The organism is Flavobacterium sp. N1719 (genome assembly GCF_025947045.1).
Taxonomy (GTDB): Bacteria; Bacteroidota; Bacteroidia; order Flavobacteriales; family Flavobacteriaceae; genus Flavobacterium; species Flavobacterium stagni.
Window position 1 is genome coordinate 1,209,830 of sequence record NZ_CP109993.1, and the last position, 25,737, is coordinate 1,235,566.

At 41.1% G+C, this 25,737-nt stretch carries 25 protein-coding genes and 1 tRNA gene; 12 read left to right on the plus strand and 14 right to left on the minus strand.

The genetic code is table 11. The annotated features are described in order from the left end of the window. Positions 1-2 precede the first annotated feature (2 nt). The 6 genes from OLM45_RS04970 to OLM45_RS04995 all read right to left on the minus strand — a co-directional run bounded on the left by OLM45_RS04970 (position 3) and on the right by OLM45_RS04995 (position 7,825). Complete coding sequence (locus tag OLM45_RS04970; RefSeq protein WP_264512465.1) at positions 3-1,670, minus strand: peptidase domain-containing ABC transporter; 1,668 nt, start codon at positions 1,668-1,670, stop codon at positions 3-5. A gap of 1 nt (position 1,671) precedes the next feature. Next, complete coding sequence (locus OLM45_RS04975; RefSeq protein WP_264512467.1) at positions 1,672-2,337, minus strand: TetR/AcrR family transcriptional regulator; 666 nt, start codon at positions 2,335-2,337, stop codon at positions 1,672-1,674. Next, complete coding sequence (locus tag OLM45_RS04980; RefSeq protein WP_264512468.1) at positions 2,334-3,035, minus strand: TerC family protein; 702 nt, start codon at positions 3,033-3,035, stop codon at positions 2,334-2,336. The genes OLM45_RS04975 and OLM45_RS04980 overlap by 4 nt, the downstream gene beginning before the upstream one ends. A 2-nt stretch (positions 3,036-3,037) precedes the next feature. Continuing rightward, a complete protein-coding gene (locus OLM45_RS04985) occupies positions 3,038-3,670 on the minus strand; it encodes a leucine-rich repeat domain-containing protein (RefSeq protein WP_264512470.1) in 633 nt (210 codons plus the stop codon). Positions 3,671-3,787: 117 nt separating this feature from the next. Further along, positions 3,788-5,305, minus strand: a complete 1,518-nt coding sequence (gene gpmI, locus OLM45_RS04990) for a 2,3-bisphosphoglycerate-independent phosphoglycerate mutase (RefSeq protein WP_264512472.1) — start codon at positions 5,303-5,305, stop codon at positions 3,788-3,790. Between the two features lie 90 nt (positions 5,306-5,395). Then, entirely contained in the window at positions 5,396-7,825 is a 2,430-nt protein-coding gene (locus tag OLM45_RS04995; RefSeq protein ID WP_264512474.1) for a carbohydrate binding family 9 domain-containing protein, read from the minus strand. A gap of 243 nt (positions 7,826-8,068) precedes the next feature. Between OLM45_RS04995 and OLM45_RS05000 the strand changes: the two genes are divergently transcribed. After that, positions 8,069-8,755 carry a murein L,D-transpeptidase catalytic domain family protein gene (locus OLM45_RS05000; RefSeq protein ID WP_264512476.1) on the plus strand — a complete coding sequence of 229 codons (687 nt, stop codon included), beginning with the start codon at positions 8,069-8,071 and terminating at the stop codon, positions 8,753-8,755. On the opposite strand, the gene OLM45_RS05005 is transcribed toward OLM45_RS05000, so the two are convergent. Then, a complete protein-coding gene (locus OLM45_RS05005; protein ID WP_264512478.1) occupies positions 8,729-10,408 on the minus strand; it encodes a L,D-transpeptidase family protein in 1,680 nt (559 codons plus the stop codon). The genes OLM45_RS05000 and OLM45_RS05005 overlap by 27 nt on opposite strands. Next, complete coding sequence (locus OLM45_RS05010; protein WP_264512480.1) at positions 10,405-10,845, minus strand: GNAT family N-acetyltransferase; 441 nt, start codon at positions 10,843-10,845, stop codon at positions 10,405-10,407. The genes OLM45_RS05005 and OLM45_RS05010 overlap by 4 nt, the downstream gene beginning before the upstream one ends. A 133-nt stretch (positions 10,846-10,978) precedes the next feature. On the opposite strand from OLM45_RS05010, the gene OLM45_RS05015 reads away from it, so the two are divergent. Then, positions 10,979-11,054 (plus strand) — tRNA-Gly (locus tag OLM45_RS05015). 71 nt (positions 11,055-11,125) lie between these two features. On the opposite strand, the gene pepE is transcribed toward OLM45_RS05015, so the two are convergent. Beyond that, the gene (pepE, locus tag OLM45_RS05020) at positions 11,126-11,830 is read right to left on the minus strand and encodes a dipeptidase PepE (protein ID WP_264512482.1); all 705 of its coding nucleotides are present in this window, start codon (positions 11,828-11,830) and stop codon (positions 11,126-11,128) included. A 94-nt stretch (positions 11,831-11,924) separates the two neighbouring features. Between pepE and OLM45_RS05025 the strand changes: the two genes are divergently transcribed. From OLM45_RS05025 to OLM45_RS05045, 5 genes are all read left to right on the plus strand, one after another. Continuing rightward, positions 11,925-12,674, plus strand: coding sequence for a carboxypeptidase-like regulatory domain-containing protein (locus OLM45_RS05025; protein ID WP_264512484.1), 750 nt, complete (start codon positions 11,925-11,927; stop codon positions 12,672-12,674). After that, complete coding sequence (locus tag OLM45_RS05030; protein WP_264512486.1) at positions 12,661-13,155, plus strand: DUF6702 family protein; 495 nt, start codon at positions 12,661-12,663, stop codon at positions 13,153-13,155. Before OLM45_RS05025 ends, OLM45_RS05030 begins: the two co-directional genes overlap by 14 nt. A gap of 63 nt (positions 13,156-13,218) precedes the next feature. Further along, a complete protein-coding gene (locus tag OLM45_RS05035; protein WP_264512488.1) occupies positions 13,219-15,462 on the plus strand; it encodes a M1 family metallopeptidase in 2,244 nt (747 codons plus the stop codon). Between the two features lie 35 nt (positions 15,463-15,497). Continuing rightward, positions 15,498-15,857, plus strand: coding sequence for a twin-arginine translocase TatA/TatE family subunit (locus OLM45_RS05040; RefSeq protein ID WP_264512490.1), 360 nt, complete (start codon positions 15,498-15,500; stop codon positions 15,855-15,857). Next, a complete protein-coding gene (locus tag OLM45_RS05045; protein WP_264512492.1) occupies positions 15,857-16,411 on the plus strand; it encodes a phosphatase PAP2 family protein in 555 nt (184 codons plus the stop codon). The genes OLM45_RS05040 and OLM45_RS05045 overlap by 1 nt, the downstream gene beginning before the upstream one ends. On the opposite strand, the gene OLM45_RS05050 is transcribed toward OLM45_RS05045, so the two are convergent. From OLM45_RS05050 to OLM45_RS05065, 4 genes are all read right to left on the minus strand, one after another. Next, positions 16,412-17,053, minus strand: a complete 642-nt coding sequence (locus tag OLM45_RS05050; RefSeq protein WP_264512494.1) for an O-methyltransferase — start codon at positions 17,051-17,053, stop codon at positions 16,412-16,414. A 236-nt stretch (positions 17,054-17,289) separates the two neighbouring features. After that, a complete protein-coding gene (locus tag OLM45_RS05055; RefSeq protein WP_264512496.1) occupies positions 17,290-17,844 on the minus strand; it encodes a hypothetical protein in 555 nt (184 codons plus the stop codon). Positions 17,845-18,146: 302 nt separating this feature from the next. Further along, positions 18,147-18,497: a low molecular weight protein tyrosine phosphatase family protein gene (locus OLM45_RS05060; protein WP_264512498.1), complete on the minus strand. Its 351-nt coding sequence runs from the start codon at positions 18,495-18,497 to the stop codon at positions 18,147-18,149. A 179-nt stretch (positions 18,498-18,676) separates the two neighbouring features. After that, on the minus strand, positions 18,677-19,288 hold the full coding sequence (locus OLM45_RS05065; RefSeq protein WP_264512500.1) for a hypothetical protein: 612 nt from the start codon (positions 19,286-19,288) through the stop codon (positions 18,677-18,679). A gap of 912 nt (positions 19,289-20,200) precedes the next feature. Between OLM45_RS05065 and rlmN the strand changes: the two genes are divergently transcribed. Next, entirely contained in the window at positions 20,201-21,238 is a 1,038-nt protein-coding gene (gene rlmN, locus OLM45_RS05070) for a 23S rRNA (adenine(2503)-C(2))-methyltransferase RlmN (RefSeq protein WP_264512502.1), read from the plus strand. 56 nt (positions 21,239-21,294) lie between these two features. Here rlmN and OLM45_RS05075 read toward each other — a convergent pair whose 3' ends face one another. Continuing rightward, entirely contained in the window at positions 21,295-22,173 is an 879-nt protein-coding gene (locus OLM45_RS05075; RefSeq protein WP_129459915.1) for a hypothetical protein, read from the minus strand. 107 nt (positions 22,174-22,280) lie between these two features. Between OLM45_RS05075 and OLM45_RS05080 the strand changes: the two genes are divergently transcribed. The 4 genes from OLM45_RS05080 to OLM45_RS05095 all read left to right on the plus strand — a co-directional run bounded on the left by OLM45_RS05080 (position 22,281) and on the right by OLM45_RS05095 (position 25,737). Next, entirely contained in the window at positions 22,281-23,258 is a 978-nt protein-coding gene (locus OLM45_RS05080; RefSeq protein ID WP_264512504.1) for a polyprenyl synthetase family protein, read from the plus strand. 134 nt (positions 23,259-23,392) lie between these two features. Further along, positions 23,393-23,953 carry an RNA polymerase sigma factor gene (locus OLM45_RS05085; RefSeq protein WP_264512506.1) on the plus strand — a complete coding sequence of 187 codons (561 nt, stop codon included), beginning with the start codon at positions 23,393-23,395 and terminating at the stop codon, positions 23,951-23,953. Continuing rightward, a complete protein-coding gene (locus OLM45_RS05090) occupies positions 23,940-24,656 on the plus strand; it encodes a hypothetical protein (protein WP_264512508.1) in 717 nt (238 codons plus the stop codon). Before OLM45_RS05085 ends, OLM45_RS05090 begins: the two co-directional genes overlap by 14 nt. Before the next feature lie 34 nt (positions 24,657-24,690). Next, positions 24,691-25,737 (plus strand): hypothetical protein, encoded by a 1,047-nt coding sequence (locus OLM45_RS05095; protein ID WP_264512510.1) that lies wholly within the window; start codon positions 24,691-24,693, stop codon positions 25,735-25,737.

Genomic DNA, 25,737 nt, shown 5'->3' on the forward strand with positions numbered 1-25,737 from the left:
GGTTATGATTTTAAAATATCGTTATTAATTTTTCCTTCTTGAATTTCGATGACACGCATACACTTTTGTTTCCAATACGGATTTTTTGAAGTGACAATTAACGTCCATTGATTTTTAGCATCTGTTAAGAAGTCGATGATGCGAGCAGCGGCATCGTCGTCCATTTTGTCCAAAGGATCTTCGTAAAATAAAATTTTCGGACGGTTGACAATACTGCGCGCTAACAAAATCTTTTGGGCATTGGACGAGGAGAGTTGGCGTCCTTCGGGGAAAATCATCGTATCGAGTCCGTCAGGAAGTGATTTGATGAATTCGCCCAAGCCTACACTGTCAATAGCCCATTTTACTTGGTCATGCGTCACGTGTGGATTGTTGAAGGTAATGTTTTCCAAAATGGTTCCTTCGAATGGGGTTTCTTCGTGAAGGATGGTACCAATATGCGAGCGGAACTGGTTGATATCAACCTTGCGATACGTATCGTCATTGATAGCAAACGAACCTGATGTAGGTTGCATTAAGCCTGCAAGTATCCGAATTAACGTGGATTTACCGGAACCATTTTTTCCATCCAAATAGATTTTTTCTCCGGGATTGATGATCAAATTAATTTTTGATAAAACATGATCCGCACTGTCGGGAAATTTGAAACTTAGGTTGTCCGTTTCCATTTGGATGTTGGTGTAGCAAAAATCAGGTTCTTTGGAAATGGTTTTTTCCGTTTCCATATCCACCACTTGGCCAATTTTCTCCACAGAAGTTAAGACGTCATAGAATGTTTCCAAACCGAGGATGACTTTTTCAACCGAGTTGATCACCAAAAGGATGATGATTTCTGCGGCGACAAACTGACCGATATTCATTTCCTGACTTACAACCAAATATCCGCCAATCAATAATAGGGAAGCGGTAATAATCACTTTAAATCCGATCAATTGTAGGAATTGGCGTTTGATAATATTGAAATGTTTTTCTCGGTGCACCAAGTATTGCTCGACCAAGCTGTTGTTTTTTGCTAGAGCAAATTCAAAATTGTCTTTCTTACGGAAGCTACTGTTGTTGCGGGCAATTTCCTGTAACCAGCCTACGACTTTATACTTGTATTTGGATTCTTTCAAACTAGTGTTGAGTCCGGTGGTATACGAAAATTTAAAAATCGAATATAATAAAACCAGCAATAATGCACCAAACAAGATGAAGAACGGGTGGTATAACGACAGTAAGATGATGCCGAATATAATTTGAAGCAAGGCCGATGAAAAGTCGATTAACAATTTTGACGTTCCTTTTTGTATGGTTAAGGTGTCAAAAAAGCGGTTGGCTAATTCGGGCGCATATTGGTTATAAAGCGCTTCCAATTTGATTTTCGGGAGGCGGTAACTGAATTCGAAAGAAGAGCGCACGAATATTTTCTGTTGCAAGTTTTCGGTAATTCGCAATTGCATCACGGATAATATGCCGCCGAGCGCCACTCCGATGATTACGATGACTACCAAAAGCACCCAGGAAGCACTCACGCGACCCGACTGGATGAGGTTGATAATCGCTTGAATTCCCAGTGGTAGAGACAAACTCACCAAACCTGCAAATACGGCGTACAAGATGATTTGTACGACATCTTTTCGGTCGAGTTTGAGTAGGTTTGTTAAACGTTGAAAAGGAGTATATTTCATGTTATTTCAAGATTTGTTCGAGTAAATGTTGGTAAAAATGCGTGGGCGATTGGGTGTCATTGCAATCGGTGATGGTTTTCAAATGATCTTTAAGAAAATGCTGATGCAGCGAACCCTCTACAATGGATGATGCCAAACTCTTGGCAAAGGGATAGGTAGGGTGTGCTTCCAATATCATGTCTTTTAATCGGTTAACTACTTTTTTGTAAATGATAAAAAAGCCTTCACGGTTTTCTTGATCTACTTCCTTGGTCATGAAGGTTTTAGTGAATTCAAAAATGATGATGTTGTTGAGTGTTGCTTCATTGATGTGTTGCGTACTCGTGTCATCATTTATTTTCTCGGTTAATATTTCGATACCTTTCATCAATTTTGTTTTGGGATCGGGAATATTGTTGGTTTCCATGACCAAACGGTATTCCATCCAACCCCAATACCATGAAGAAAGGTACAACAATAATTTGTGTTTATTTTCAAAATACCGATATAATGAACTTTCATTGGAGCCAATGCGTTCCCCTAATTTTTTAAAGGTAAAGGCTTCAAATCCAATTTCATCAATTAAATTGATACTGTGTTGAATGATTTTTCGGCCCAGTTCCGAGGACTCGGGATTCTTGACGTACAGTTTGTCATTCACGGCTATGATGACTTGGTTTAAAATCATTTTTGAGAATTTTGAGGTATTGTTTTCATTTGAATTACATCGACAATGAAGGCAAAGGCCATCGAAAAATAGATATAGCCTTTTGGGATTTCAAAATGCAGGCCTTCAGCAATTAACGAAACGCCAATCATCATCAAAAAGCATAAGGCTAATATTTTGAAAGAGGGATGCTTACTGATGAAAGTACTAATGGGTTTCGAGGCAAAAAGCATAATAAATACGGTAATGATCACGGCAGTGTACATGATCCAGATTTGATTCACCATTCCTACGGCTGTGATAATGGAGTCGATTGAAAAAACCAAATCCAAAACAATAACTTCCCCCAATAACCTACCGAAGGTTGCCTTTTTTGATGACTCTTGATTGTCTGGGTGATTCGCTTCAGTTTTATGATAAATTTCTTTGGTGCTTTTGTAAATCAAAAAAAGGCCGCCCAACAAAAGGATAATTCCTTTTCCTGAGAACGGAATATTGGCTAGCGTTAATAAGGTGGTATCGAGTTTCATGATCCAAGCAATGACAGTGAGTAATGCCAAGCGCATGAGCATCGCTAAACCCAATCCCCAAAAGCGAAGTTTATTGCGATCGTTTTCGGGCAATCGATCCGCTAAAATGGAAATAAAGATGACGTTATCCAAACCAAGGATAACCTCCAAAGCTACTAATGAAGTAAGTGCTATTAGTGCATCAATCATGGCTAGAGTTGTATTTTAAATCCAAAGTTTAAATTTCGGGTATCTATTAAATCAGGATTGATTTTATTATTCCGAATTTCTAGATATTGTAAATGCGGTAATCCCTTTAATTGCGAAGGAATCTCCGGCAATTGATTGTTGTTTAAATACAACGATTCCAGCTGTTTTAAGTTAAAAAGCTCTCCAGGCAATTTGACAATACCATCATTCTCCAAATGCAACGCTTTTAATTTGGGTAATTTTGCTAAAACGGATAGCGATTGTGGTAAATTAAGTTGAGCGTCGTTACTCAAATGTAATTCCTCCAAACTCGTAAGTTGTGCTAATGATTCGGGAATTCGTTGTATCGGATTTCCACTTAAGTTTAAAACGCGTAATTTTTTTAATCGCGCGATTCCCGCAGGAATTTCTTTAAGGTTGTCGTTTTGCAGCGAAAGCGTTTCCAGATTTGGAAACAACGTGTCCCAATCCGCAGGTAGGGTTCCTGTATAATTATTCAAACTAAGCTTTTTTACTTGTAAGGCATGTTGCTTTGCTTCTTCTAAATTGGAGAAAGTATCCAGCTGTTGGGCGGCAACATTGCTGCAATTGAGAGAAGTTAATCCTATCATTATTAATAGTACTACCGTTTTCATAGCATAGTATTTTATTGCAAATATAATAGTAATACTTTCAGTTTTGAGAATTTAACTTTTAATTATAAAAAAAGAGGCTCCTTTTAGGAACCTCTTAACGTATGTTGTAGTAATGTTTTATACTAAAGAATGGCAGGTCATTGCTGCCGGTTGAGGGATGCCCATCAGTTTCAATACGGTTGGCGCAATGTCGCCTAATATGCCACTTTGAATGGTTGTCAATTCCTTGTCTACTAAAATGAAAGGCACAGGATTCGTAGTATGAGCGGTGTTGGGCGAACCGTCAGGATTGATCATGGTTTCGCAGTTGCCGTGGTCAGCGATGATGATGGTTGTATAATCGTGGGCTAAAGCTGTTGTTACAATTTCGCGCACACAAACATCCACAGCCTCACAAGCTTTGATGGCGGCTTCCATCACTCCGGTATGTCCGACCATATCACCATTGGCAAAATTCAAACACACAAAGTCAACGTCTCCTTTTTCTAATTCGGGAATCAAAGCGTCTTTCAATTCATACGCACTCATCTCGGGTTGCAAGTCGTAGGTTGCCACTTTGGGAGAATTGCGTAAAATACGCGTTTCCCCTTCAAAAGGCACTTCACGTCCGCCCGAAAAGAAGAAGGTCACGTGCGGATATTTTTCCGTTTCAGCGATTCGAATTTGTTTTTTGCCCGCTTGTTCCAAAACTTCTCCCAGGGTTTCTGTGATGTTATCTTTATCGTAAATCACATGAACATTTTGATAGGTTTCGTCGTAATTGGTCATCGTCACATAGTACAAATTCAGTTTGTGCATGTTGAATTCGTGGAAATCTTTTTGTGACAATACTTCGGTCAATTCCCTTCCGCGATCGGTACGGAAATTAAAGAAAATCACCACATCATCTTCTTCAATCACCGCAGAGGGTTGACCATCAGCTTGAGTGACCACTAAGGGTTTGATGAATTCATCGGTCACACCTTCACTATAGCTTTGTTGAATGCTAGCCAATAAGTCATTGGTCTTTTCTCCTTCAGCATTAACCAATAAATCGTAGGCCAATTTTACGCGTTCCCAACGTTTGTCGCGATCCATCGCATAATAGCGCCCAATTACAGTAGCGATTTTTGCGTTGGATTTTTCGGTATAAGCAAGCAAGTTGGCCAAGTCCGTTTGTGCCGATTTGGGATCCACATCACGGCCGTCGGTAAAAGCATGAATATAAACGTGTTCCAAATCATACGAAGCTGCCGCATCTAAAAGTCCGTATAAGTGTGAGGTATGCGAATGTACCCCGCCATTAGAAACCAATCCTAAAAAATGGACTTTTTTACCGTGGGCTTTGGCATATTCAAATGCATCAATTAAGGGTTGTTCTTTACTTAAAGTATGGTTTTGAACGGCTAAATTAATTTTAGCTAAATCTTGGTAGACAATTCGTCCCGCCCCCAAGTTCATGTGGCCTACTTCTGAATTTCCCATTTGCCCTTCAGGAAGTCCAACATTAAGTCCGTCAGTGCGTAATTCAGCGTTGGGATATTGGGTATAAAGACTATTGATAAAAGGCACGTTGGCGTTGTCGATAGCCGACACTTTCGGGTCGGGTGATTTTCCCCAACCGTCCAAAATCATGAGAATGACTTTCTTATTCATGGTATTCAAATTTGGTACAAAGGTACGCCAAATTGCCCCTGGAAATCAACCGAAAAGCCATGGATTATTCGTAAAAATTCAAAGGGTTTATTAGTTTTTTTTCAATGAATTATAATCAATGAAATAACGAATACTTATAGAGAAGATGTGGTCCAAATTTTGGGAACTCAATACCCGACCCAAATTTCCTTTAACCGATTCATCAATAGTTTGGTATTGCTGGAGAAAAGCTTTGTTGCGGTATAAAATATTCATCTGACTACCCGGAGCAAACCACCAAGAAAAGTTCAAGTCGCAATTCCAGGTGTTGAAGTTACGGTCAGCATCCAATGCTACAGTATCGGTTACATTTAATAATCCACCATTATCCAATAGTGCATAATAGTTATTGTATAAAGCATACGACCAATAATAGCGAGTAACTAAGTTAAAAGTCATGTTGTGGTTGATGGAGTATTTACCGTTTAAACTCAACGTATGGGTGTTGATTTTTCGGCGACCCATATAAATGGCATTGATGCTGTCGTCTTGCCCCACATAGCCTACATTGTTGTTCAAATGGTTGTAGGTATAATCTAAAACAAAAGCTAATTTATTGGAAAAGCGATAGCGAGGTGCAAACTGGAACCCATACGTAAAGCGGTTTTTCTCATCCGATTGCGTGAAAGATGGATTGATGTCAATGGCGAATTTTCGAGCATAATTGGAAGAAAAGTAAAAATACGCACTCATTACGCGAGGTAAACGGATGAAACGCGATTCGTTATACGTTCGCGGTTCATAAAAATCATAGACATGAAGCGGCCGCCCATTAAATCCAAAGCCGTAATAATCATTTTTCTTATCGACAATATTGACATTAATACCGTGATTTAAGGCTTGCAAACGACCGGTACGGTTATCAAATTCAGAATAATTATTGAAAAAGATATTAAACGTATTTAGTTTAGGCGTTTGGTTCAATAAGCGATAACTCCCATTCATGTACATAGAATGATAATGTGTCGTAAAATTGACCCCCAAATCATTGTTGTCAAAAAAGGTACTCACGTATTGTCCACCAAAGCTGTAACGGTACTTGCCGCTGGTTTCTGCAAAGTTTAATGAAGTGTTGTATCCTGTACTGGTTTTGGTATCCGCTAGCGAAATAATACTGTACTTGTAATCCCCACTCAACTTGTAAGTATTCTTTTTGGTATTTAAATCAAATACTAATGCCGAAACATTGGCGTCGCGATTTCCTCCATTTCTAACGACACTGGTGTTGATAAAACTTACCGAGGAATTTTTTCGAAAACGTTGGTCCAATACCAAAATATTATAGTTGGCTAAAGGTTCGACCAACGCTTCACGCGTAGCACCAGTGACCGTATTGCGAATTTCAGAATACATGGGACGCGTTACTGCATTTAAAACACCCACACCCAAACCTTTGCTTGTACGACCGGATATTTTCAAAGCATTAAAAAGATTGACATTGTTGGGTCGGTCAACGACTTCTTCGTCTGGGCCTAAATTTTCATTAAGGCTTGGAGCACCTCCAATTCTTCGTGAATAGAATAGATCGCCCTTGCTGAACATTTCGGTTCCCTCCGTAAAGAAAGGTCGGTTTTCATTAAAGGTTTGTTCGAACGGACCCAAATTCAAAACGACATTATCAAATTTTGTCTGACCGAAATCCGGAATTAAAATAGCGTCAAGCGTGAAGGCATCATTAATCCCGTATTTGATATCCATCCCGCCTTTGAGTTGGCCGTTTGTTTTAGTCCATTGGTTACCATTGAGATAAAAAGAGGAATACGGGATAAAAAATAAACGGGTTGGTGTTTTGATATTTTCAATGCCTTCTAAAATCCCCGCTTGATTGGACTCCGTGTTGATTTTATTATCAATGAGATTCCAAGTGTATTTGAATCGGGTTTTGTTGACTTCTCGGTAGAAATTCAACCCCCAAGTTTGTTTGGTAGTAGGAGGGAAACGGAGCGCCGCATAGGGAATACGCATTTCTGCAATCCAACCATTTTCAACAATGCGAACTTCACTGTCCCAAATGGCATTCCATGAAAAGTCTTCACCATTGGCATCGGTATATACACAATCTTGTTGTACTCCAGCCGCACTCACAAAAAAACGGAAGTCTTGTTGCCCGTCATTAAATCCATTTAGAATTACGCCAAAATGATCGGCAGTGGCAAAATCATCACGAGTAGTCAACTCACGGGCAATGGTTTCGGGATGATCATCCAGTAATAATGCCCCCACATAAATGGCTTCATGGGTATAAGTGATCTTAATAATGGATTTGCGATTGGAGTCTTCTGGTGTGCCATTACCCGGTTGCACCATGACAAAGTCGGTTGCCGTTTCGGCTTGTTGCCAAACTACTTCATCTAATTTTCCGTCGATAGTTATTTTTTCGCTGGTGAATTTAGTGTGATACACTTTTTTAGGAGCCTGACCCCAGCAAAAGGAGCTAGCCATTGCGAATAAAAATAATAAAGGCGCAAATTTTAGATTCATTGAGTTTTGGTTGGTGGACAAATATACATATTTAAAGGCATGCAAATGTAACACAGTACATTAGATATTCCAATATCAGATCAGTGCTAAAAATAAGAATTTGTATAAATAAACGAGCAAACTATGCATTACATCGATTAAAACAATCATTATATCGATAATTTTAACATTTTTATGTTGGTGGTTCCAAAACTAAAATTTATATTTGGTTCCCCAAGTTTAACAATTAACCTACTAATGCCTATGCCTTTACGCTTTTTTGCAGGGGTGGTCTGCTTCTTGTTTTTCTCTTTTACAACCGTACCCTCTCGTGTTTTTTCAGTACAAGAAGTCCGCAGTTTATATGCACAATTAGATGCCAACAATAGGGATTTACCCCATTGGGATTGTTTTGCTTATGGAATGCAAGGGTATCTAAAGCTTGATAATGAAGGACAAATTCAGCAACCGTACCTGACCTTAATTGATTTTTCATTGCCATCCACCGAAAAACGTTTGTGGGTAATTGACATGCGTCAGTATAAAGTGCTCGAACATACTTATGTTTCACACGGTATGAATTCGGGATTGGTGCAGCCCACCGATTTTTCCAATGAAGAAGGTTCGTTTAAAAGTAGCCTCGGATTTTACTTGACTACATCCATTTATTATGGCAAACACGGCCTGTCATTAAAATTAAAAGGATTAGAACCAGGGTTTAATGATCTCTCCGAACAACGGTCTATTGTCATGCACGGCGCCACGTATGTTTCCAAAAAACACATTCAAAAGTTCAATCGTTTAGGGCGTAGTCAGGGCTGTCCTGCCTTAGCTCAAAAAGAAGCCAACCGCATCATTCCGATGATTAAAGATCAATCGTGTTTGTTTATTTATGCACCACATAAAACCTATTTGGAACAATCGTCATTTATAACGGAGCAGGGTATATAAACTGGCGTCCAAACAATAAATGTCTTCCCGGAATTGGAGTACTCCTTTTTCTTCCCAAGCGGTCCAATACCATTGATGGATGGCGATTTCATCCTTAACTTTGATGTAAATCGTTTTTAGTGCTGCTTTCGGCAAATCGATTGGAGCTATTACCCGATTGGGATATTTCTTTTTCAATTTGGCTTGTTGAAGGGTAAGTTGTTTGATTTTCAATTCCCGCAACGCTTGGTAATGTGCAATATCGGTAGTATCTTTTATCTTTTGTAAGGGCCAAACGATACTGTCGTTCAAAATATGTTCGGCCATTTCCAACGGCTTTTGCAAACGCACACAGCCTGAACTCAGCGATCGGTAACTCAAAGAAAAATAATCCCGATGGTTGGTGTCGTGCAAATACACTGTATACCTATTGGGAAAATTAATTTTCATCAATCCTAATGAATTATTGCGTCCCGGATTTTGAACATATTTGTACCGAAACGCATCTTCTTTTTTCCACAGTTTTGGGTCGACTTCCTGATTGTCTTTATCCAAAATTTGCAATCCTTTTTTGCGGAAATGATAGGGGTTTTTCTCTGCCTCTGGGAATAAATCTTCTTTTAAAATGGTGGGCGGAACCGTCCAATTCGGATTCAAATTGATATTCGATATTTTGGAAGATAAAATGGGCGTTGGGCGCGTGTCCCTGCCAACCACTACACGCTGGTATTGCAAGGTGTCTTGGTCTTTCACCGCCACAATATTATAGGCCGGAATATTCACCAACAGATAATGATACCCCAACTCCCGTGGATACCACCGCCACCGCTCCATATTGACGATCACTTGTTCAATGCGTTGATCCCTCGAATAATTCAGCGCATCAATCGTAGCCCTTGCAATTATTCCATCCGGACGCAAACCGTGTCGTTTTTGAAAACGCAGCATCGCTCGCTGGGTTTTGGCATCGTAGGTTTGATTCAAAATAGAATCTTTTTCCGGCATATCGCCCCAATACATCAACCGTTTTTTGATAATGGGAATGTATTTGCTTTTTTGATTGGGAAGAATTTTTTCCTTTAAATTCACCAAACCAATAAACTTGTCGGGATAACCTCGTAAGATTTTTAAACTTCGTTTTAATTTTTGATAAACCGGATGGTTGGGTTTACAGCCTTCGATAACAGCAGTTAAATTCCGTTGTTGCAACGCTTCCTGTAATAGCGGTGCAACTTGGGTAGGCGCGCGCCGCAAATCCCAGTCGTCATAAATCAAATACGGATTGAGTTTACCGTCTGATAAATGCCGTAACCAGCGTAAGGCGCTCCGACTCAGACGCACCTCATAATCTGTTTTTAAGGAATCCGATAATTCGGTGTAGTGAATTTCCCTGTCTCGTAAGGTTTCGTAGTCGTAATCTTTGGGTTGTAAACCTTCTTCTTCGGCACGAGCAAGATGATCCAAGAGTTCTTTCCGAATCAACGTGTCGTTCCATTGGGACGTGTATTGATTCAAACGGTAAAATTCTTTAAGTAACGGATTCTTTTGAAATAAAGTAAGGGTAGAGTCAATGGGTGTGCCTTCGTTTGGCGCAACGGTATGACGCCCGCCTTTTCCATACAGCATGACAAAAAGTAGGGGTAAACTCAACAACCAAAGGATTCCTGTTTTCATCGTTTTTTTGTCATTATAAAATGAGGACCTACCGACGGAATATCAAATTCATCGCCTTCCGTTTCGTATCCCAAAAGCGCATAAAAACCGACGGCACTCGATCGGGCATTGCACCAAACTCGCACATCTTGAGTTGTAAATATAGCGTTTTCCACCGCCAAAAGTAATTGTTTACCAATCGATAGGCCTTGGTAATTTGGTAAAACAGCCATGCCGCGCAGTTGGAATTGGTTGTTTTCAGAAAAGGAGGGATGGTATTGTTCGTATACCGAAAGAATTCCTGCTAAATCTTCCCCAACATAAGCCCCCCAATGGGTTGTTGAAGGTAAATCATCTCCCGCAAATAAACAGCTTTCCGGCGGCTTTCCCGGTCGTAATACCGCCTGCCGTAGGGGGTAGGTGGTAGCCGAATCTATTTTTTGAATGCGCAATGTCATAAGCGATGACCGTAAGGGATTAATTCTAAAAACGTTAGCGTTTACGGGAAATCGAGTCTAAAATTCCGACAAAAAAATTTTAAAAAAAACTTGCACAAGTAAAAACAATCGTCTTATATTTGCACTCACAAAAGCGGAAGTAGCTCAGTTGGTAGAGCTCCAGCCTTCCAAGCTGGTTGTCGCGAGTTCGAGCCTCGTCTTCCGCTCCACCAAAAACCTTCAGATGATTCTGGAGGTTTTTTTTATGTCCAAAAAAAGCCTTTCAAGAAGGCTTTGTTTTTTATAAATCACTCATATCCGTTCCCGATTCCAATTCCACAGGTTCATGACCTTGTTGAAATAAACGTGCGGTTAATGCGCCACGTAATTTGATAGTAGGTCCTTGAACTTCCAACCAACTCCCTTCGCGTAACCCCAATACGGGTAAACGGTTGTATACATGAAATTCTTTAATTCGGGTTTCCCGCGTCTCGCCCATGTGGGTGCTGTTCGCATCCGGGTCCAAATAGTGCGGATTCAAATTGAACGGAATCGCACCCAAGGTTTGAAACGATGGCGGATACACAATCGGCATATCATTCGTGGTTTGCATCGATACTCCTGTGATATTACTGCCCGCGCTACAACCCAAATACGGTGTGCCTTTCTCTAATGCCGCACGTAAACTGTCCCAAAGATCCAATGCATACAATTGGGAAACCAACTGAAAGGTATTGCCTCCGCCGGTAAAAATTCCTTCGGCTTCCAGCACCGCTTGTTTCGGGTCGGCAAACGTATGCAAGCCCACCACGGATTTTCCAATTTTTGCGAAAGCGTCACTCACTTTGGCGGTATACACATCATGCGAAATTCCGCCAGGTCGGGCAAACGGAATAAAAACAATCGTTTTGGCGTTGGAAAAATGGTGTTCAAGCGTGGGTAACAAATACTCCAAATAGGTGCCGCCGTGTAAGGTCGACGTACTAGCGATGATCATTTTTTTCATGGAAATCCGATTTCAATTCGCACAAAGGTAACAATTAACAAAAATTTAGACTGATGGTTGGAAACAACCTTTTGGTTTTCGGTATTTTTACCCCATGCGGAAATGGCTTTTTCTTCTTTTCGTCATCCAATGCAGTTGGAGTCAGAACGAACCCGTTTGGCTCGAAGGACTTGTTGTGTCGGAACTGCGCAACGAACTCGCGAATATTAACGTGTCTAATATCGTGACCAATGCCACCGTCATGACCAATGAAACGGGGCGCTTTCGCATTCTCGTACAACTCAATGAAGCGCTCAAAATTTCTGCCGTTGGCTATGAAGAGCAGTTTGTGAAAATTGACGAAGCCCTTTACAAGAAAAAGCAATTGGTGGTCAAACTCAGAGCTGCCGTCTATAATTTGGACGAAGTGCGTGTGGTCAAACTCGATGCCCAAAAAATGGGAATCATCGACTACAAACCCAAACACTATACGCCGGCCGAACGGAAATTGCGTACTGCAGGCCAATTTTCTCCGTGGCAAATTCTGATGATTCCGTTAGGAGGAATGCCGCTCGACCCCATGATTAACGCGATTACCGGTCGCACCGCCATGCTTAAAAAAGAGTTGGAAGTCGAACGAAAAGAACTAGCATTAGCCGCCTTGACCTCTAAACTGGATTCGCTTTATTTTGCCGACCAATTGCATTTGGCGCCCGATCAGGTTAAAGCGTTTCAATACTATGCTGTGGAAAACGCTGAGGTGCGCGCATTGGTCAAATCCGACAACTTAATCCCGTTAAAGTTTAAACTAAGTCAGTTGCTCGTCGAATTTTTAAAACCCAAAGAAAGCGATGAAAAAAAATAGTGTACTTTTCCTTTTGGTATGGGTGCTGTGTTCCAGTTTTACCCTACACAAATTCTACATGGCCATTTATCAGGTCAATCACAATGTGGCCAAAAAACGATTGGAAATTACCGCCCGAATATTTGTCGATGATCTCAATGCGGCATTGGATAAAAAATACAAAACCAAGCATTTTTTAGGAACGGATAAACAATCAACTACCGATACCGAAGATTTGAAAAAATACCTTTTGGACCAAATCAAAATAACGGTCAACCACCAAGGAAAGCCGCTGACTTTCAAGAGTAGCGAACTCGATGGAAACGTACTGGTTTGCTATTTGAATTGTGCCGAGGTGGCCAAGGTAACTCAAATCGAAGTGTCCAATTCCGTCCTGACGGAGGTTTTTGACGAACAGGAAAACATGATGCATTTTCAATTCAACGGAGGAAAACAGACCCTTGTGTTGGATGCTGAAAAAACTAAAGGAATGTTAAAATAATTTGGGAATACTTGGCCTCCAACGAGAAAAAAGTATTTTTATGACCCTAAAAAACAAACACTAATGACAAAGCAATCCAATTTTCTACTTGTAAGTTTGTTGACTACCGCTCTTGTGGTGGCTCAGGAAACGCCAAAACCCGATCCGAATTACCGCAATCCGGATAAGTTCAAGCAAATGTATGATGTGTTGGCTACGCCCAATATGTACCGCACGGCATCGGGAGCACCAGGGCCTGAGTACTACCAACAGCAAGCCGATTACAAAATCAAAGTAGAATTGGACGACCGCAACCAAAAAGTGTACGGCTCGGAAGTCATTACCTATACCAACAACGCCAAAGAAGCATTGGATTACCTTTGGATACAATTGGATCAAAACCAACATTCGCGTAAATCACTTTCACCACTACAAAACGGCGACCGTACCGAACCGGCGTTGGGCGCGCAACAATTCTCTCGTAAATATTTGGAAGAACGCTTTGATGGCGGCTTCAATATCGAATACATCAAAGATGCTGCGGGTAAACCAATGGCCTACAGCGTCAACCAAACGATGATGCGCGTGGAGTTGCCCAAACCTTTGGCCCATGGCGAAAAGATTAGTTTGAACATCAAATGGTGGTATAACATCAACAATTACCTATTGGATGGCGGCCGTTCGGGTTACGAACACTTTGATGCTGACGGAAACAACCTGTACATTGTCGCCCAATTCTATCCGCGTATGGCCGTTTACAACGATGTGGAAGGGTGGCAAAACCAACAGTTCTGGGGCTCGGGAGAGTTTGCTTTGCCGTTCGGGAATTTTGAAGTAGAAATCACCGTGCCTGCTGACCATATCATGGAAGCTACAGGTACCCTGATGAACCGTAACGAAATCTTCACACCCGCTCAATTGGCGCGTTATGCGGAAGCGGAAAAGTCGTTTGACAAACCCGTTGTAATTGTAACCCAAGAAGAAGCTACAGCTGCTGAAAAAGGATTTTCAGACAAAAAGAAAACTTGGAAATTCAAAGCGGATAATGTGCGCGACTTCGGATTTGCCACTTCGCGTAAGTTTATCATGGACGCGATGGCGGTTAAATTAGCCACGAAAAATGTCATGGCAGTTTCGGTATATCCCAAAGAAGGAAATCCGTTGTGGGGTGAATATTCAACCCGTGTCGTGGCGCACACCTTGAAAAGTTATTCCAGCCATACTTTCGATTATCCCTATCCCAAAGCGGTTTCGGTGCATGCCCAAGACCAAGGAATGGAATACCCCATGATTTGTTGGAACTGGGGCCGTCCGGATGCCGATGGAAAATATACTGACCGTGTAAAGAATGGTATGATCTCCGTGATTGTGCACGAAGTCGGACATAATTTCTTCCCAATGATTGTTAATTCTGACGAGCGCCAATGGACGTGGATGGACGAAGGTTTGAACTCGTTTATGGAATACATGGCCTTGATGGAGTGGGATCCCAAATTCCCTGCAACACGCGGTCCAGCCAAAAATATAGTACCCTACATGAGTGGTGACCAAAAGAACTTGGAGCCTATCATGACCAACTCCGAAAGCATCCGTCAGTTTGGGAACAATGCCTATGGCAAACCCGCTTGTGGATTGAACATTTTACGCGAAACCATTATGGGGCGTGAGTTGTTTGATTATGCGTTTAAAACCTACGCCAACCGTTGGAAGTTCAAACACCCAACGCCCGAAGATTTCTTCCGTACGATGGAAGATGCGTCGGCGTTTGACTTGGATTGGTTTTGGAGAGGATGGTTCTTTACCACCGATTACAACGACATTGGCATCAAAGAAGTGAAGAAGTATTTTGTCAGCAACGAACCTTCGAAAGAAGTGGAGGAGTTTATGAAAAAACGCCGCCGTCGCAATGCAGATGTGGGTCCGATGGTGTACATGATCGAAGAAGGTAGCAGTGATTACAAACCCGAATTGAACAAACCGTTTGTGATTAAGGATTTCAAAGCTTTGGATACCTATGTTAACGAACATTTTACTGCCGAAGAACGTGCGAAATTAAAAGAACCTAAGTTCTTTTATCAAGTAACGTTTGATAAGCCGGGCGGATTGGTGATGCCGTTGTTGGTCGAACTCACCTTCGAAGACGGAACGACTGAAATGCACCGATTCCCAGCGCAAATCTGGCGTATGAACGACAAGGAAGTGAGCCGTACGTTTGCCACAACCAAAGCGATTACCAAAATTACCGTAGACCCCAAAGAGGAAACGGCCGATATTGATACACAAAATAACGTGTGGCCAAAACAAGAAGTGAAGTCGAAATTTGACTAATTACTTCGTACCTTTGCGACACTAATACAAGAATTATGTTTGGAATAGGAGGAGGCGAATTAATCTTCATCATCTTTATCGCGTTGATGCTTTTCGGGACGGATAAAATCCCTGAATTTGCCCGCACATTTGGGAAATTCATGGCCAATTTGAAAAGTACAACCAACGAAATCAAACACGAAATTCAGAAAAGTGCGCAAACCGAAGGGATAACCGACTCCATGAAGGAATTGACCGAAACTTTTACCAAAGAGGTTGATCAAGCCAAAGAAAGTGTTGGCCCCGCTGGATATATTGATTTAGGCGACGAATCGTTGTTGGATTTACCCAATCCTGTGCAACAAGTCGAAGAAGATATTGAGTCCATGATCGGACCTATAAAACGCAAACGCTAGTGATCGACCAACTCATAGCTTGGGACCAATCCCTGATGATATTATTGAATAACCTGGGTTCGTCAACGTATGACGGACTCTGGTTGTTTATTACCAAACAGCTGCATTGGGCGCCTTATTTTGCGGTCATATTATTTTTGGCGTATAAAAAATTAGGCAAAACCAACTTTTTGTATTTGCTGTTGTGTACGGCACTGTTGTTGGTGGTCACCGACCAATCAGCGAATTTATTTAAGAATTATTTCATGCGCTTGCGGCCGTGTAACGAACCCGCTTTACAGGGTTTGATACGCGTAGTGAAATGCAGCGATACCTTTAGCTTTTACTCTGGACATGCCACCAATTCCATGGCGACAACGGTTTTGGTCTTTGCGCTGTTGCGCTCGTATTACAAATACGCGGCACTGCTGTTTTTGTTTCCGCTGATTTTTGCGTACAGCCGTATTTATTTGGGCTTGCATTACCCCGGTGATATTTTGACCGGCTATCTTTTTGGAGCGCTCTACGGTTATGGCGCCTACCGCTTGTTTCGCAAGTTGGTTTTAAAACAATAATTACAGCACCCGACTCACAGTCAATCCATCGCGGATGGGTAGTAAGACCGTTTCTACGCGCGGATCGTTTTTCAAAAGCGCGTTGTATTCCAGCAGCACTTTTGTACTCGTGTCCCGCGGATCCAATTCTTCTAAGACTTTTCCACTCCACAGTACATTATCGGATAAAATAATCCCGCCCGGATTCATCATCGGGACGATGAGGTGGAAATAAGCGATGTAGTTTTCTTTATCGGCGTCGATAAACACCAAGTCAAATTTTTTATCCAGCGTCGGAATCACCTCTAGGGCATTGCCCAAGTGCGCTGTGATTTGGTCTTTCCAAGGGGAAAGGTTAAAGTATTTGTGTTGGATGCCCACCAATTCCTCTTTAATGTCAATGGTATCCAATGTGCCTTCAGGGGCTAAACCTTCGGCTAAGCAAAGGGCAGCGTATCCAGTATACGTTCCAATTTCGAGAATGTGTTTAGGGCGAATGATTTTCGACAGCATACTCAACACCCTGCCTTGGAAATGCCCACTGAGCATGCGCGGTTGCAATACCTTTTGGTGCGTTTCGCGAAAGAGTTGCACCAACAATTCCGGTTCGTCTTGCGAATGCCGTTCGACATACAATTCCAGTTCTTCAGAGATGAAATGCATAAGGATTAATTTTGGGCAAAAGTACGAATAGAAACTGGAATTTGAGATGGGGGTGGTAGTCGGTTAGCGCGGATTTGCAATCCGTGCTTCTACTGTTGCTAAGATATATTATTGTTACTCAAATCAATTTTATCTCCTCAAGGGCTTCGATTAATAAATTACATAAGACTTACTATTACAAGCACGGATTGCAAATCCGCGCTATCGGGAACTATCGGGAAACGCTAAATTTCTTACTAATAAAAATGTTTTTCTTGTAAACCAAGCGTCAAATTAGCACTTTCCAGCGTAGCTGCCTTTAATGTAGTATGTTTTTCTGAGTTAAATTTTTTTCTTTCTTCATTCATTTTATCAAACTTGTCATATTTCATTGCTATTGGTCCAACTAGACTTATCAAAACAATTAGTAAACCAAAAAAAATATCAAGAAAAGTTGCTTTTTTATTCACTCTTGGACTATAACTATATCTGCTCCCAATTTCAATTAAAATATTTCTGTTGTATATTTTGTGGATGATTGTATTTGATAATAAGAGAAGAAGAATAAAAATAAAAGGTGAAAAAAGATAAGTTTCTAAAGTTAAACTATTGAATCTGAAGAGTCCAATTAAGGATAGTATTGATGCAAAAAGTATGTGTTTTTTTAAAAGCAATTTGTCATTTAATACTTTTTGGTATCTATAGGTTAAAGGGTTTTGATTTCTTCCAGATAGCATATAAAAAAGTACATATCCAAATCCAATTATAAGTGATATTGTTGTTAAGTACAAATTAACGTCTAGTTTTTTCATAATGTATATAACTATTAGCCAAGCCCAGTTTTCTCAACTAATTTCCTTGCAATTTAAACATTCCCCTACGAACACCCACTAGGGTTTTTCCTAATTCCCGCAGGTATTTTTCCATTCCGATAGCGCGGATTTGCAATCCGTGCTTCTACTGTTGCTAAGATATATTATTGTTACTCAAATCAATTTTATCTCCTCAAGGGTGTAAAATTTTAAATTACACAAGATTTACTATTACTTGTACGGATTGCAAATTCGCGTTGTCGGGATTGCAAATCCACTATCGGGATTGTTATTTATGCCTGTCAAATAAGTTTTCTGCTGTAAACATCTTCCACTTTGTCTTTTAATATTCCGATGAGTTCTGTCTGCATATAATCAAAGTCATCAGGAATGTATAAACAAACAATTCTCTTGTTGTTATAGATTTCGGGAAAATGTTTACGTATATGATTTCTATGGTGTTTTTCCATTACAACAATACTGTCTGCCCAATGCAATATTTCTTCTGTTAGAACGGTGTTTGCTGACTTGTCTGTCCCTGCCGACTTAACTTCAAAACGGTCGTCACTTTCATAAATTTTATGAGCTGTTGCACTTCTCATTCTATTTACGGTACAAACAAACAGCAGTTTAAGTTTTGTGTCAGTTTTCATATTCCAGATTTTCAATCCGTGCTTTGATTTAATAATTTAGTTTTTAATTCCTACTCATTACTGCTTGTACGGATAGCACTCGAAGCATTAGCCGAACAGACGAAGTAAATCTGCGCTGTCGGGGTTTATAAATTTGCGCTTGCGTTTTTAGCTGTCAAAGGCTGTTGTTTGTAGTAAAATCAACTAATCCATGTTGGAATTAATTTGTCGATATTCCATTTACCATCCTTTTTTATTATATAAACAACCCAACCGATACCACACATGTTTTTTTCACAACATTGATATGAGATTGAAAATAGCCCTTTTTGTTTGGTTTTATCTAATTTAATATTTGACAAGCCTAATTCCCCACAAAAAAATATCTCATTCTGATTTATTTTATTCGCTTTCAACTCTGAGTAAAATTTGAAAATATATTTATTGTCAGTTAGCTTGAATGAAAGTTTATGAGCATTTAGATTTCTTACGCTTATTAGATTGTGGTCAATTTTTGTTTGTGCAGAGGAATCAATTTCCATTGAAGAATTGTTATTGTATTCTAAAAAACCTAATTGATCTTCTACAGATAAAATTTCTGTTGAATCTTTAATGATGATCAACATTTTATCATTTTCGTAAATCTTTTTTATGCTATCATTATTTGGGGGTGGCAAAATGCCAAATTGGATAGAATCCAAGATAGGAACCAATACACTTTCAAAAATTTGCTTTTCTGTTTCAAAAGAAATTTCATTTTTGTTGCATGAGAGTAATAGAATTATAAAGATGGTAAAGATTATATTTTTCATCAAATGTTGAATTATTGCCTCTTATAATCAGCCAAGCCACAATCGCTCAACTAATCATCCGCAATTTAAACATTCCTCTACAAACACCTACTAGGGTTTTTCCGAATTCCCGCAGGTATTTTTCCATTCCAAAAGTACAATAGGCAAGGAGTGGGATTTTACGGGATTCCGCACCCCCCCCCCCCCATTTTTTAGTATTCTAAATTCTAAATTCTAAATTCTAAATTCTAAATTTTAAAAGATAATTGCCCCATACTTCCAACCTGAAACATTTACGAAATACTGAACACTGAACACTGTATACTGAATACTGTATACTGTATACTGTATACTGTTCACTGATTACTGTACACTTTCTCCGACTCTTCTTCCGGTTTGGTTGCGGTTTGGTTCGGGGTTGTGCCACGGTTGTGCCACAGTTGTGCCACTAAACCTTATGTAAAAGGTAACATGAATGGCTTTGAAATGGGAGGAAATTCGAAGGAAACCAAAAGAAAACCGCTGAGCTACTGAGTAATTCCTAACATGAGTGTACTAAAACCCAACTTGTAACTTGAAACTTGAAACCTCTTTGCGTGAAAATTGGGATGGGATTTCTCCTTGCGTCGAAATGACAAGATTACATATAAAAGTTTTTAGCTAGCTAAAAAAATACCCCGTCCTGTTGTCATTTCGACGCAAGGAGAAATCCCATACAGTAGGATAAGTTACGTTATACAGTCTTGACACGAGAACTTAATAAGGTACTGACTTGAAAACTTTTAAAGCTGCTGAGCCACTAAGCCGCTGAGCTTCTGAGAAATTCCTAACGTGAGTTTACAAGAACCATAAACTTCTACACCCCTTCCACTTTTCCACTTGAAACGCTTAATTCATAATTCATAATTCATAATTCCTCTCTACCTTTGCCTCATGGAAGAAAAAAAAGACATTCGAGCGCTGACCAAAGAACAATTGCGTGATTTTTTTGTAGCACAAGGCGATAAAGCCTTTCGCGGAAATCAAGTCTATGAATGGCTGTGGTCCAAAGGCGCCCACCAGTTTGAAGACATGACCAACATCGCCAAGGAGACCCGCGCGTTGTTGGAAACACACTTTGTCATCAACCATATTCAGGTGGACCAAATGCAACGCAGTGCCGACGGTACGGTGAAAAATGCGGTCCGACTCCACGATGGTTTGGTAGTGGAAAGCGTGTTGATTCCTACCGAAACCCGCACTACCGCCTGTGTGTCGAGTCAGGTGGGCTGTAGTCTCGATTGTAACTTCTGCGCCACCGCACGCCTTAAACGCATGCGAAACCTGCAACCCGATGAAATCTACGACCAAGTCGTAGCAATCGATCGCGAGAGTCGGTTGTACTATAACCACCCACTCTCCAACATCGTGTTTATGGGGATGGGCGAACCCTTAATGAATTACCCCAATGTGATGAAAGCCATCGAGAAGATTACTTCCGAAGAAGGCTTAGGCATGTCGCCCAAACGCATTACCGTGTCCACCTCTGGGATTCCGAAGATGATTAAAAAAATGGCCGACGATGGCGTGAAGTTTAAATTGGCCGTTTCCTTGCATTCGGCGATTGAAAGTACGCGCAACAAGATTATGCCGTTTACGACCAATTTCCCGCTTACCGATTTGCGTGAAAGTTTGGAATATTGGTACAAAACCACCAAAAGCAAAGTAACCTATGAATATGTGGTGTGGCGCGGCATCAACGACAACCGTGAAGCGGTGGATGCCTTGGTGAAGTTTTGCAAATACGTGCCGTGTAAAGTCAACCTCATTGAATACAACCCCATCGACGACGGAGAATTCCAACAAGCGTCGGAGGAAGCCATTCAGGCCTACATTACTGCTTTGGAGAAAAATGATATTGTGGTGAAAGTACGACGCAGCCGCGGCAAAGACATCGATGCAGCCTGCGGTCAGTTGGCCAACAAATCCTAAACAAAAAACGTCCCGAAAATCATGGGACGTTTTTTTTTATAACTAACCTTTTTTATTTAATTGCCAATGATGATGGTAACGGTAGTGCCATTAAAGGTAAACAAAGCCGTATTGTCGCAAGTACCGTCGCCATAATCTAAAGTAGCGGTGTTCCCGTTACGAACAATCGAAATCACACCGCTTACAATCAGTGGTTTGTTCACCGCCATACAGCTCATTTTCACTTGTAACGGAGTGGTGATGGTGCTGGTTTGAATCGTAGTGTTCGGGAAGGTAGTGGTCCAACTTCCGGTTACTTGGTACACATTATCGGCTAATAGGGCAGGTGTGTCAAATCCGGCAATAATTTCGCGCACGCGCTGACCAACGCGGTGGTAGCTGTTACCGTTCGGGAAGGTAGCCGTCATGTCCATGTTCATGGTTACAATTGGGTGACTTGGAGATGTTGCCGTAGCAGTGGTCATCGTGCGGGTAAACGTTTTGTTGCCCTCGTATTTAATCGCATTGTGGTAGAAATCTACAAATTGATAGTTGATGGTATGACTGGTAGCTCCTGGATCAAAAACAAAGGTGATGATGATTTGACCTTTAACCACATTACCATTAGGTAGCGGACAGCCGGTGGTGCCAAAATCAATGGTTTTGGTTACTTGTGTACCCGGCGTGATGGCCGTACCAAAAGCAGGAACACGGGTAACTGTGGCGCAAGAAGGTAAATTCTGTGTAGTGGGTTCGGTGGTTTTACCGGTTAACGTATTGTCATACGTACTGCGTTCTTGTTCTTCAACGATGTCGGTTACATCATTGTTGGCGATATCCATTTTCGCATTTACGGTCGCTTCTTCTGCGGAGAAGTTGGCGGTTTTATCGTCTTTGGAACAACTTACCATTAAGGTTACGGCAAAGGCGCTCAATAGCCATTTCATTGTTTTCATAGGTTTAATTTTTTCGGTTATATCCGTTAGAATCTGAAAGTTAAAAAAAGTTTAATGCCGCCTCAAAAAATTTTCACACTGTAGGGATTGTTGTATCTTTGGAGTCCATGAATATTACGGCACAAATCAAACAACCCATTCAGGATGAAATGGAATTATTCGAAAAGAAGTTTCGGGATTCCATGTCGTCTCAGGTGGCGTTGTTAAACCGAATCACCCACTACATTGTGAATCGGAAAGGGAAGCAAATGCGACCTATGTTTGTGTTTCTCACGGCGAAAATGCTCAATAACGGTCAGGTGGAAGAGCGTACCTACCGCGGGGCAAGTGTCATCGAATTAATTCACACCGCCACTTTGGTCCACGATGATGTGGTCGACGATAGCAACCGCCGCCGAGGCTTTTTCTCGATTAATGCCTTATGGAAAAATAAAATTGCCGTTTTGGTGGGGGATTATTTGTTGTCCAAAGGATTGTTGCTGTCCATCGATCACGGTGATTTTGATTTGTTGCGTATTATTTCAGTTGCTGTACGCGAAATGAGTGAGGGCGAATTACTGCAAATTGAAAAAGCCCGCCGTCTAGACATTACCGAGGCTATTTATTACGAAATCATCCGTCAAAAAACCGCTACCTTGATTGCTGCTTGTTGTGCTTTGGGGGCGCGCTCGGTTTCCGATGACGATGAAGTTGTGGAGCGGATGCGAAAGTTTGGCGAACTCATCGGCATGGCATTTCAAATCAAAGACGACCTCTTCGACTATACCGACGATGCCATTGGCAAACCCACCGGGATTGATATTAAGGAGCAAAAAATGACCTTGCCGTTAATTTATGCGTTGAATAACTGTTCGTCAAAAGAAAAGAGCTGGTGCATCAATTCGATTAAAAACCACAACAAAGATAAAAAGCGCGTCAAAGAAGTCATCCAATTTGTGAAAGACAAAAATGGATTGGCCTTTGCCGAGCAAAAAATGATGGAATTTAAAGAGGAAGCCTTGGCACTTTTAACCCATTTTCCCCATTCCCCCTACAAAGAAAGCCTTCAGTTGATGGTGAATTACGTTACTGAACGAAAAAAATAATTATTTTTATCTTGCTGTTTTTCAGTGATTTAAAAAATAATTGCAAAAAAAATCACTTTTTTTTACTTCCTCATGCAACCCTTTTTGAAGTTGAGGCGTCTTACCCAATAGAAACCCTTAGGAACAAACAAAACATGAAGGTCATTAACCTCCATAAAGATGAAAACGAATGGATCGCATTAGCGCAGGACAACAACCGTCACGCGCAGCATCAAATCTATTCGAAGTTTGCGCCGAAGATGTTGGGTGTGTGTCGCCAATACGTGAAAGACCTCCACCAAGCCGAAGATGTGATGATCACCGCCTTTATGAAAGTGTTTACAAATTTGAAACACTTCGAACAAAAAGGCAGTTTTGAAGGATGGATTCGGCGCATCATGGTCAACGAATGTATTTCGTTTCTCAGGGTTCAAAAGAAAGTGCGCTTCATGGACGATGAAGACTATTTTGAGGAAACACACAACAGCATTGAGAGTCAGCTGACCTTAGATGAAATTCAGTTCCTCATCGATCAGTTGCCGGAGGGCTACAAAATGGTGTTCAACTTGTACTGTATTGAAGGGTACAAACACCAAGAAATTGCCGAACTACTGAACATCAGTGAAGGCACCTCCAAATCGCAATTGTCGCACGCAAGAAAAATGTTGCAACAGCAAATTAACGAACAAAAACAGTACACCAATGGCACCGAATAACTGGGAAGAACAAATTAAACAACAACTGCAAGGCCGAGAAATTCAGCCTTCAGCCCAAGCTTGGGATCGCTTGGATGCGATGTTGACCGTAGCCGAAGAAAAAAAAACCAAGCGTCCGTTTGGCGTTTACTTTCGCTATATGGCTATTGCGGCGTCCGTTTTGGTCTTCCTTTCGTTAGGCTTTTATTTCACCTCCGACCTGCCCGAACCGGATGCGAATACCCAAACGGGAGTCACTCAAAAAGAAGGGAGTGAGACCCAAAGTCTGCCCAAAGGCGCAACCGTAAACGAATTACCTGTTGGAACACCCGCACCCACCGAAGCCGTAGCTGTGCAACCTACAGAATCGAAAAGCACAGCAGACAGTCAGAAGTCGAACACGGTTTCACCGAAAAAACGCATCATCAATCAAAAAGCAATACCCACTACCGAAAGTTATGCAGCAACTGCAGTATCTGCGCCACAATCGGTAGTACAAAGCCCAACTGTGAATACACAAAACAGTACGGGTTCCAACCCAAAAACAGACGTAGCGCTGGCCCAGCCGCATTTGGCCAAAACCAACATCAAAGTGGACGCCGCTAGTTTGTTGAATCAGGTGGATGGCGAACTCAATCAGTCGTTTCGCGAGCGCATGTTTGACCGCCTCAATCGCAATTATCAATCGGCTAAATCCGCTTTAGCTACCCGAAATCAGGAGTAACAATCATTCATCAAAAAACAAAAATCACGAAGTCATGAGAAATTTTACATTTTACTTGGCCGTAGCCTTATGCGCTCTTGCGACCAAAGTACACGCACAAGAAACCTTTGAATCCAAAGCGAAAAACATCGCTGAAAAGATTGAGAAAGTCACTAAAGACGAAAAAGAAGCTTTAAAAGTCGCTGTGGAAGCAGTCAATGTTAAAGTGGACAAAGGCGAAATCAACGCCCAACAAGCGGCCGCCGAGAAAGAAGCGTTAGCGAATGCTACAGCAGCCAAAATTGAATCCGAAGTAAATCGCTTAAACGACGAATTGCGCACCTTGGTGCAAGACAAAGTCGACGGACGTATTGCCGCTTCTGATACTACAAAAGGCAATCATACCTATATTTTTTCGATTAAGAGAAAAGATCTTAAAGGCAAGAAATACGAGTTTAATGGTGAACGCCGCACTACCTCACAATTTGTTTTTGCCATTGGTTTAAACAATGTTGTAACCGACGGTTCGGTAGAAGATTCGGATTTCCGTTATCCCGGTTCGCGCTTCTATGAGTGGGGATTGGCGTATAACACACGTATTTTCAAAAACGACAATTTGTTGCACGCCAAATACGGGTTGTCGTTAATGTACAACGATTTGCGTCCGACCAACAATCGGGTGTTTGAAAAACAAGGTGATCAAACAGTGTTAGTGACGAGTCCGGTCGAATTGAAAAATGCGCGTTTCCGCAATGTGTATTTAGTCGCACCCGTACATTTGGAATTTGATTTTTCGAAAAAAGAAACGAAAAACGATAAAACCATCTTCCGTACCCACAACAGTTTCCGTTTGGGTGTTGGAGGTTACGCTGGATTGCGCATCAAGTCCAAACAAAAAACAGAATACAAGTTGAACGATATGGAGTATGAATCCAAAGTAAAAGGAGATTTCAATGCATCCGACTTTGTTTATGGGTTGAGTACCTACATTGGTTACAAACAAACCAGCTTGTATTTGAAATACGATTTGAATCCGTTGTTCCAAAACAACGCCGTAAAACAGAACAATATTTCCTTGGGTGTACGCTTCGATTTCAATTAA

What these genes read in the sequence shown, in the direction of transcription:
- OLM45_RS04970 (WP_264512465.1), bottom strand. Translation starts at nt 1,670, where the DNA reads ATGAAATATACTCCTTTTCAACGTTTAACAAACCTACTCAAACTCGAC.
- OLM45_RS04975 (WP_264512467.1), bottom strand. Translation starts at nt 2,337, where the DNA reads ATGATTTTAAACCAAGTCATCATAGCCGTGAATGACAAACTGTACGTC.
- OLM45_RS04980 (WP_264512468.1), bottom strand. Translation starts at nt 3,035, where the DNA reads ATGATTGATGCACTAATAGCACTTACTTCATTAGTAGCTTTGGAGGTT.
- OLM45_RS04985 (WP_264512470.1), bottom strand. Translation starts at nt 3,670, where the DNA reads ATGAAAACGGTAGTACTATTAATAATGATAGGATTAACTTCTCTCAAT.
- gpmI (WP_264512472.1), bottom strand. Translation starts at nt 5,305, where the DNA reads ATGAATAAGAAAGTCATTCTCATGATTTTGGACGGTTGGGGAAAATCA.
- OLM45_RS04995 (WP_264512474.1), bottom strand. Translation starts at nt 7,825, where the DNA reads ATGAATCTAAAATTTGCGCCTTTATTATTTTTATTCGCAATGGCTAGC.
- OLM45_RS05000 (WP_264512476.1), top strand. Translation starts at nt 8,069, where the DNA reads ATGCCTTTACGCTTTTTTGCAGGGGTGGTCTGCTTCTTGTTTTTCTCT.
- OLM45_RS05005 (WP_264512478.1), bottom strand. Translation starts at nt 10,408, where the DNA reads ATGAAAACAGGAATCCTTTGGTTGTTGAGTTTACCCCTACTTTTTGTC.
- OLM45_RS05010 (WP_264512480.1), bottom strand. Translation starts at nt 10,845, where the DNA reads ATGACATTGCGCATTCAAAAAATAGATTCGGCTACCACCTACCCCCTA.
- pepE (WP_264512482.1), bottom strand. Translation starts at nt 11,830, where the DNA reads ATGAAAAAAATGATCATCGCTAGTACGTCGACCTTACACGGCGGCACC.
- OLM45_RS05025 (WP_264512484.1), top strand. Translation starts at nt 11,925, where the DNA reads ATGCGGAAATGGCTTTTTCTTCTTTTCGTCATCCAATGCAGTTGGAGT.
- OLM45_RS05030 (WP_264512486.1), top strand. Translation starts at nt 12,661, where the DNA reads ATGAAAAAAAATAGTGTACTTTTCCTTTTGGTATGGGTGCTGTGTTCC.
- OLM45_RS05035 (WP_264512488.1), top strand. Translation starts at nt 13,219, where the DNA reads ATGACAAAGCAATCCAATTTTCTACTTGTAAGTTTGTTGACTACCGCT.
- OLM45_RS05040 (WP_264512490.1), top strand. Translation starts at nt 15,498, where the DNA reads ATGTTTGGAATAGGAGGAGGCGAATTAATCTTCATCATCTTTATCGCG.
- OLM45_RS05050 (WP_264512494.1), bottom strand. Translation starts at nt 17,053, where the DNA reads ATGCATTTCATCTCTGAAGAACTGGAATTGTATGTCGAACGGCATTCG.
- OLM45_RS05055 (WP_264512496.1), bottom strand. Translation starts at nt 17,844, where the DNA reads ATGAAAAAACTAGACGTTAATTTGTACTTAACAACAATATCACTTATA.
- OLM45_RS05060 (WP_264512498.1), bottom strand. Translation starts at nt 18,497, where the DNA reads ATGAAAACTGACACAAAACTTAAACTGCTGTTTGTTTGTACCGTAAAT.
- OLM45_RS05065 (WP_264512500.1), bottom strand. Translation starts at nt 19,288, where the DNA reads ATGAAAAATATAATCTTTACCATCTTTATAATTCTATTACTCTCATGC.
- rlmN (WP_264512502.1), top strand. Translation starts at nt 20,201, where the DNA reads ATGGAAGAAAAAAAAGACATTCGAGCGCTGACCAAAGAACAATTGCGT.
- OLM45_RS05075 (WP_129459915.1), bottom strand. Translation starts at nt 22,173, where the DNA reads ATGAAAACAATGAAATGGCTATTGAGCGCCTTTGCCGTAACCTTAATG.
- OLM45_RS05080 (WP_264512504.1), top strand. Translation starts at nt 22,281, where the DNA reads ATGAATATTACGGCACAAATCAAACAACCCATTCAGGATGAAATGGAA.
- OLM45_RS05085 (WP_264512506.1), top strand. Translation starts at nt 23,393, where the DNA reads ATGAAGGTCATTAACCTCCATAAAGATGAAAACGAATGGATCGCATTA.
- OLM45_RS05090 (WP_264512508.1), top strand. Translation starts at nt 23,940, where the DNA reads ATGGCACCGAATAACTGGGAAGAACAAATTAAACAACAACTGCAAGGC.
- OLM45_RS05095 (WP_264512510.1), top strand. Translation starts at nt 24,691, where the DNA reads ATGAGAAATTTTACATTTTACTTGGCCGTAGCCTTATGCGCTCTTGCG.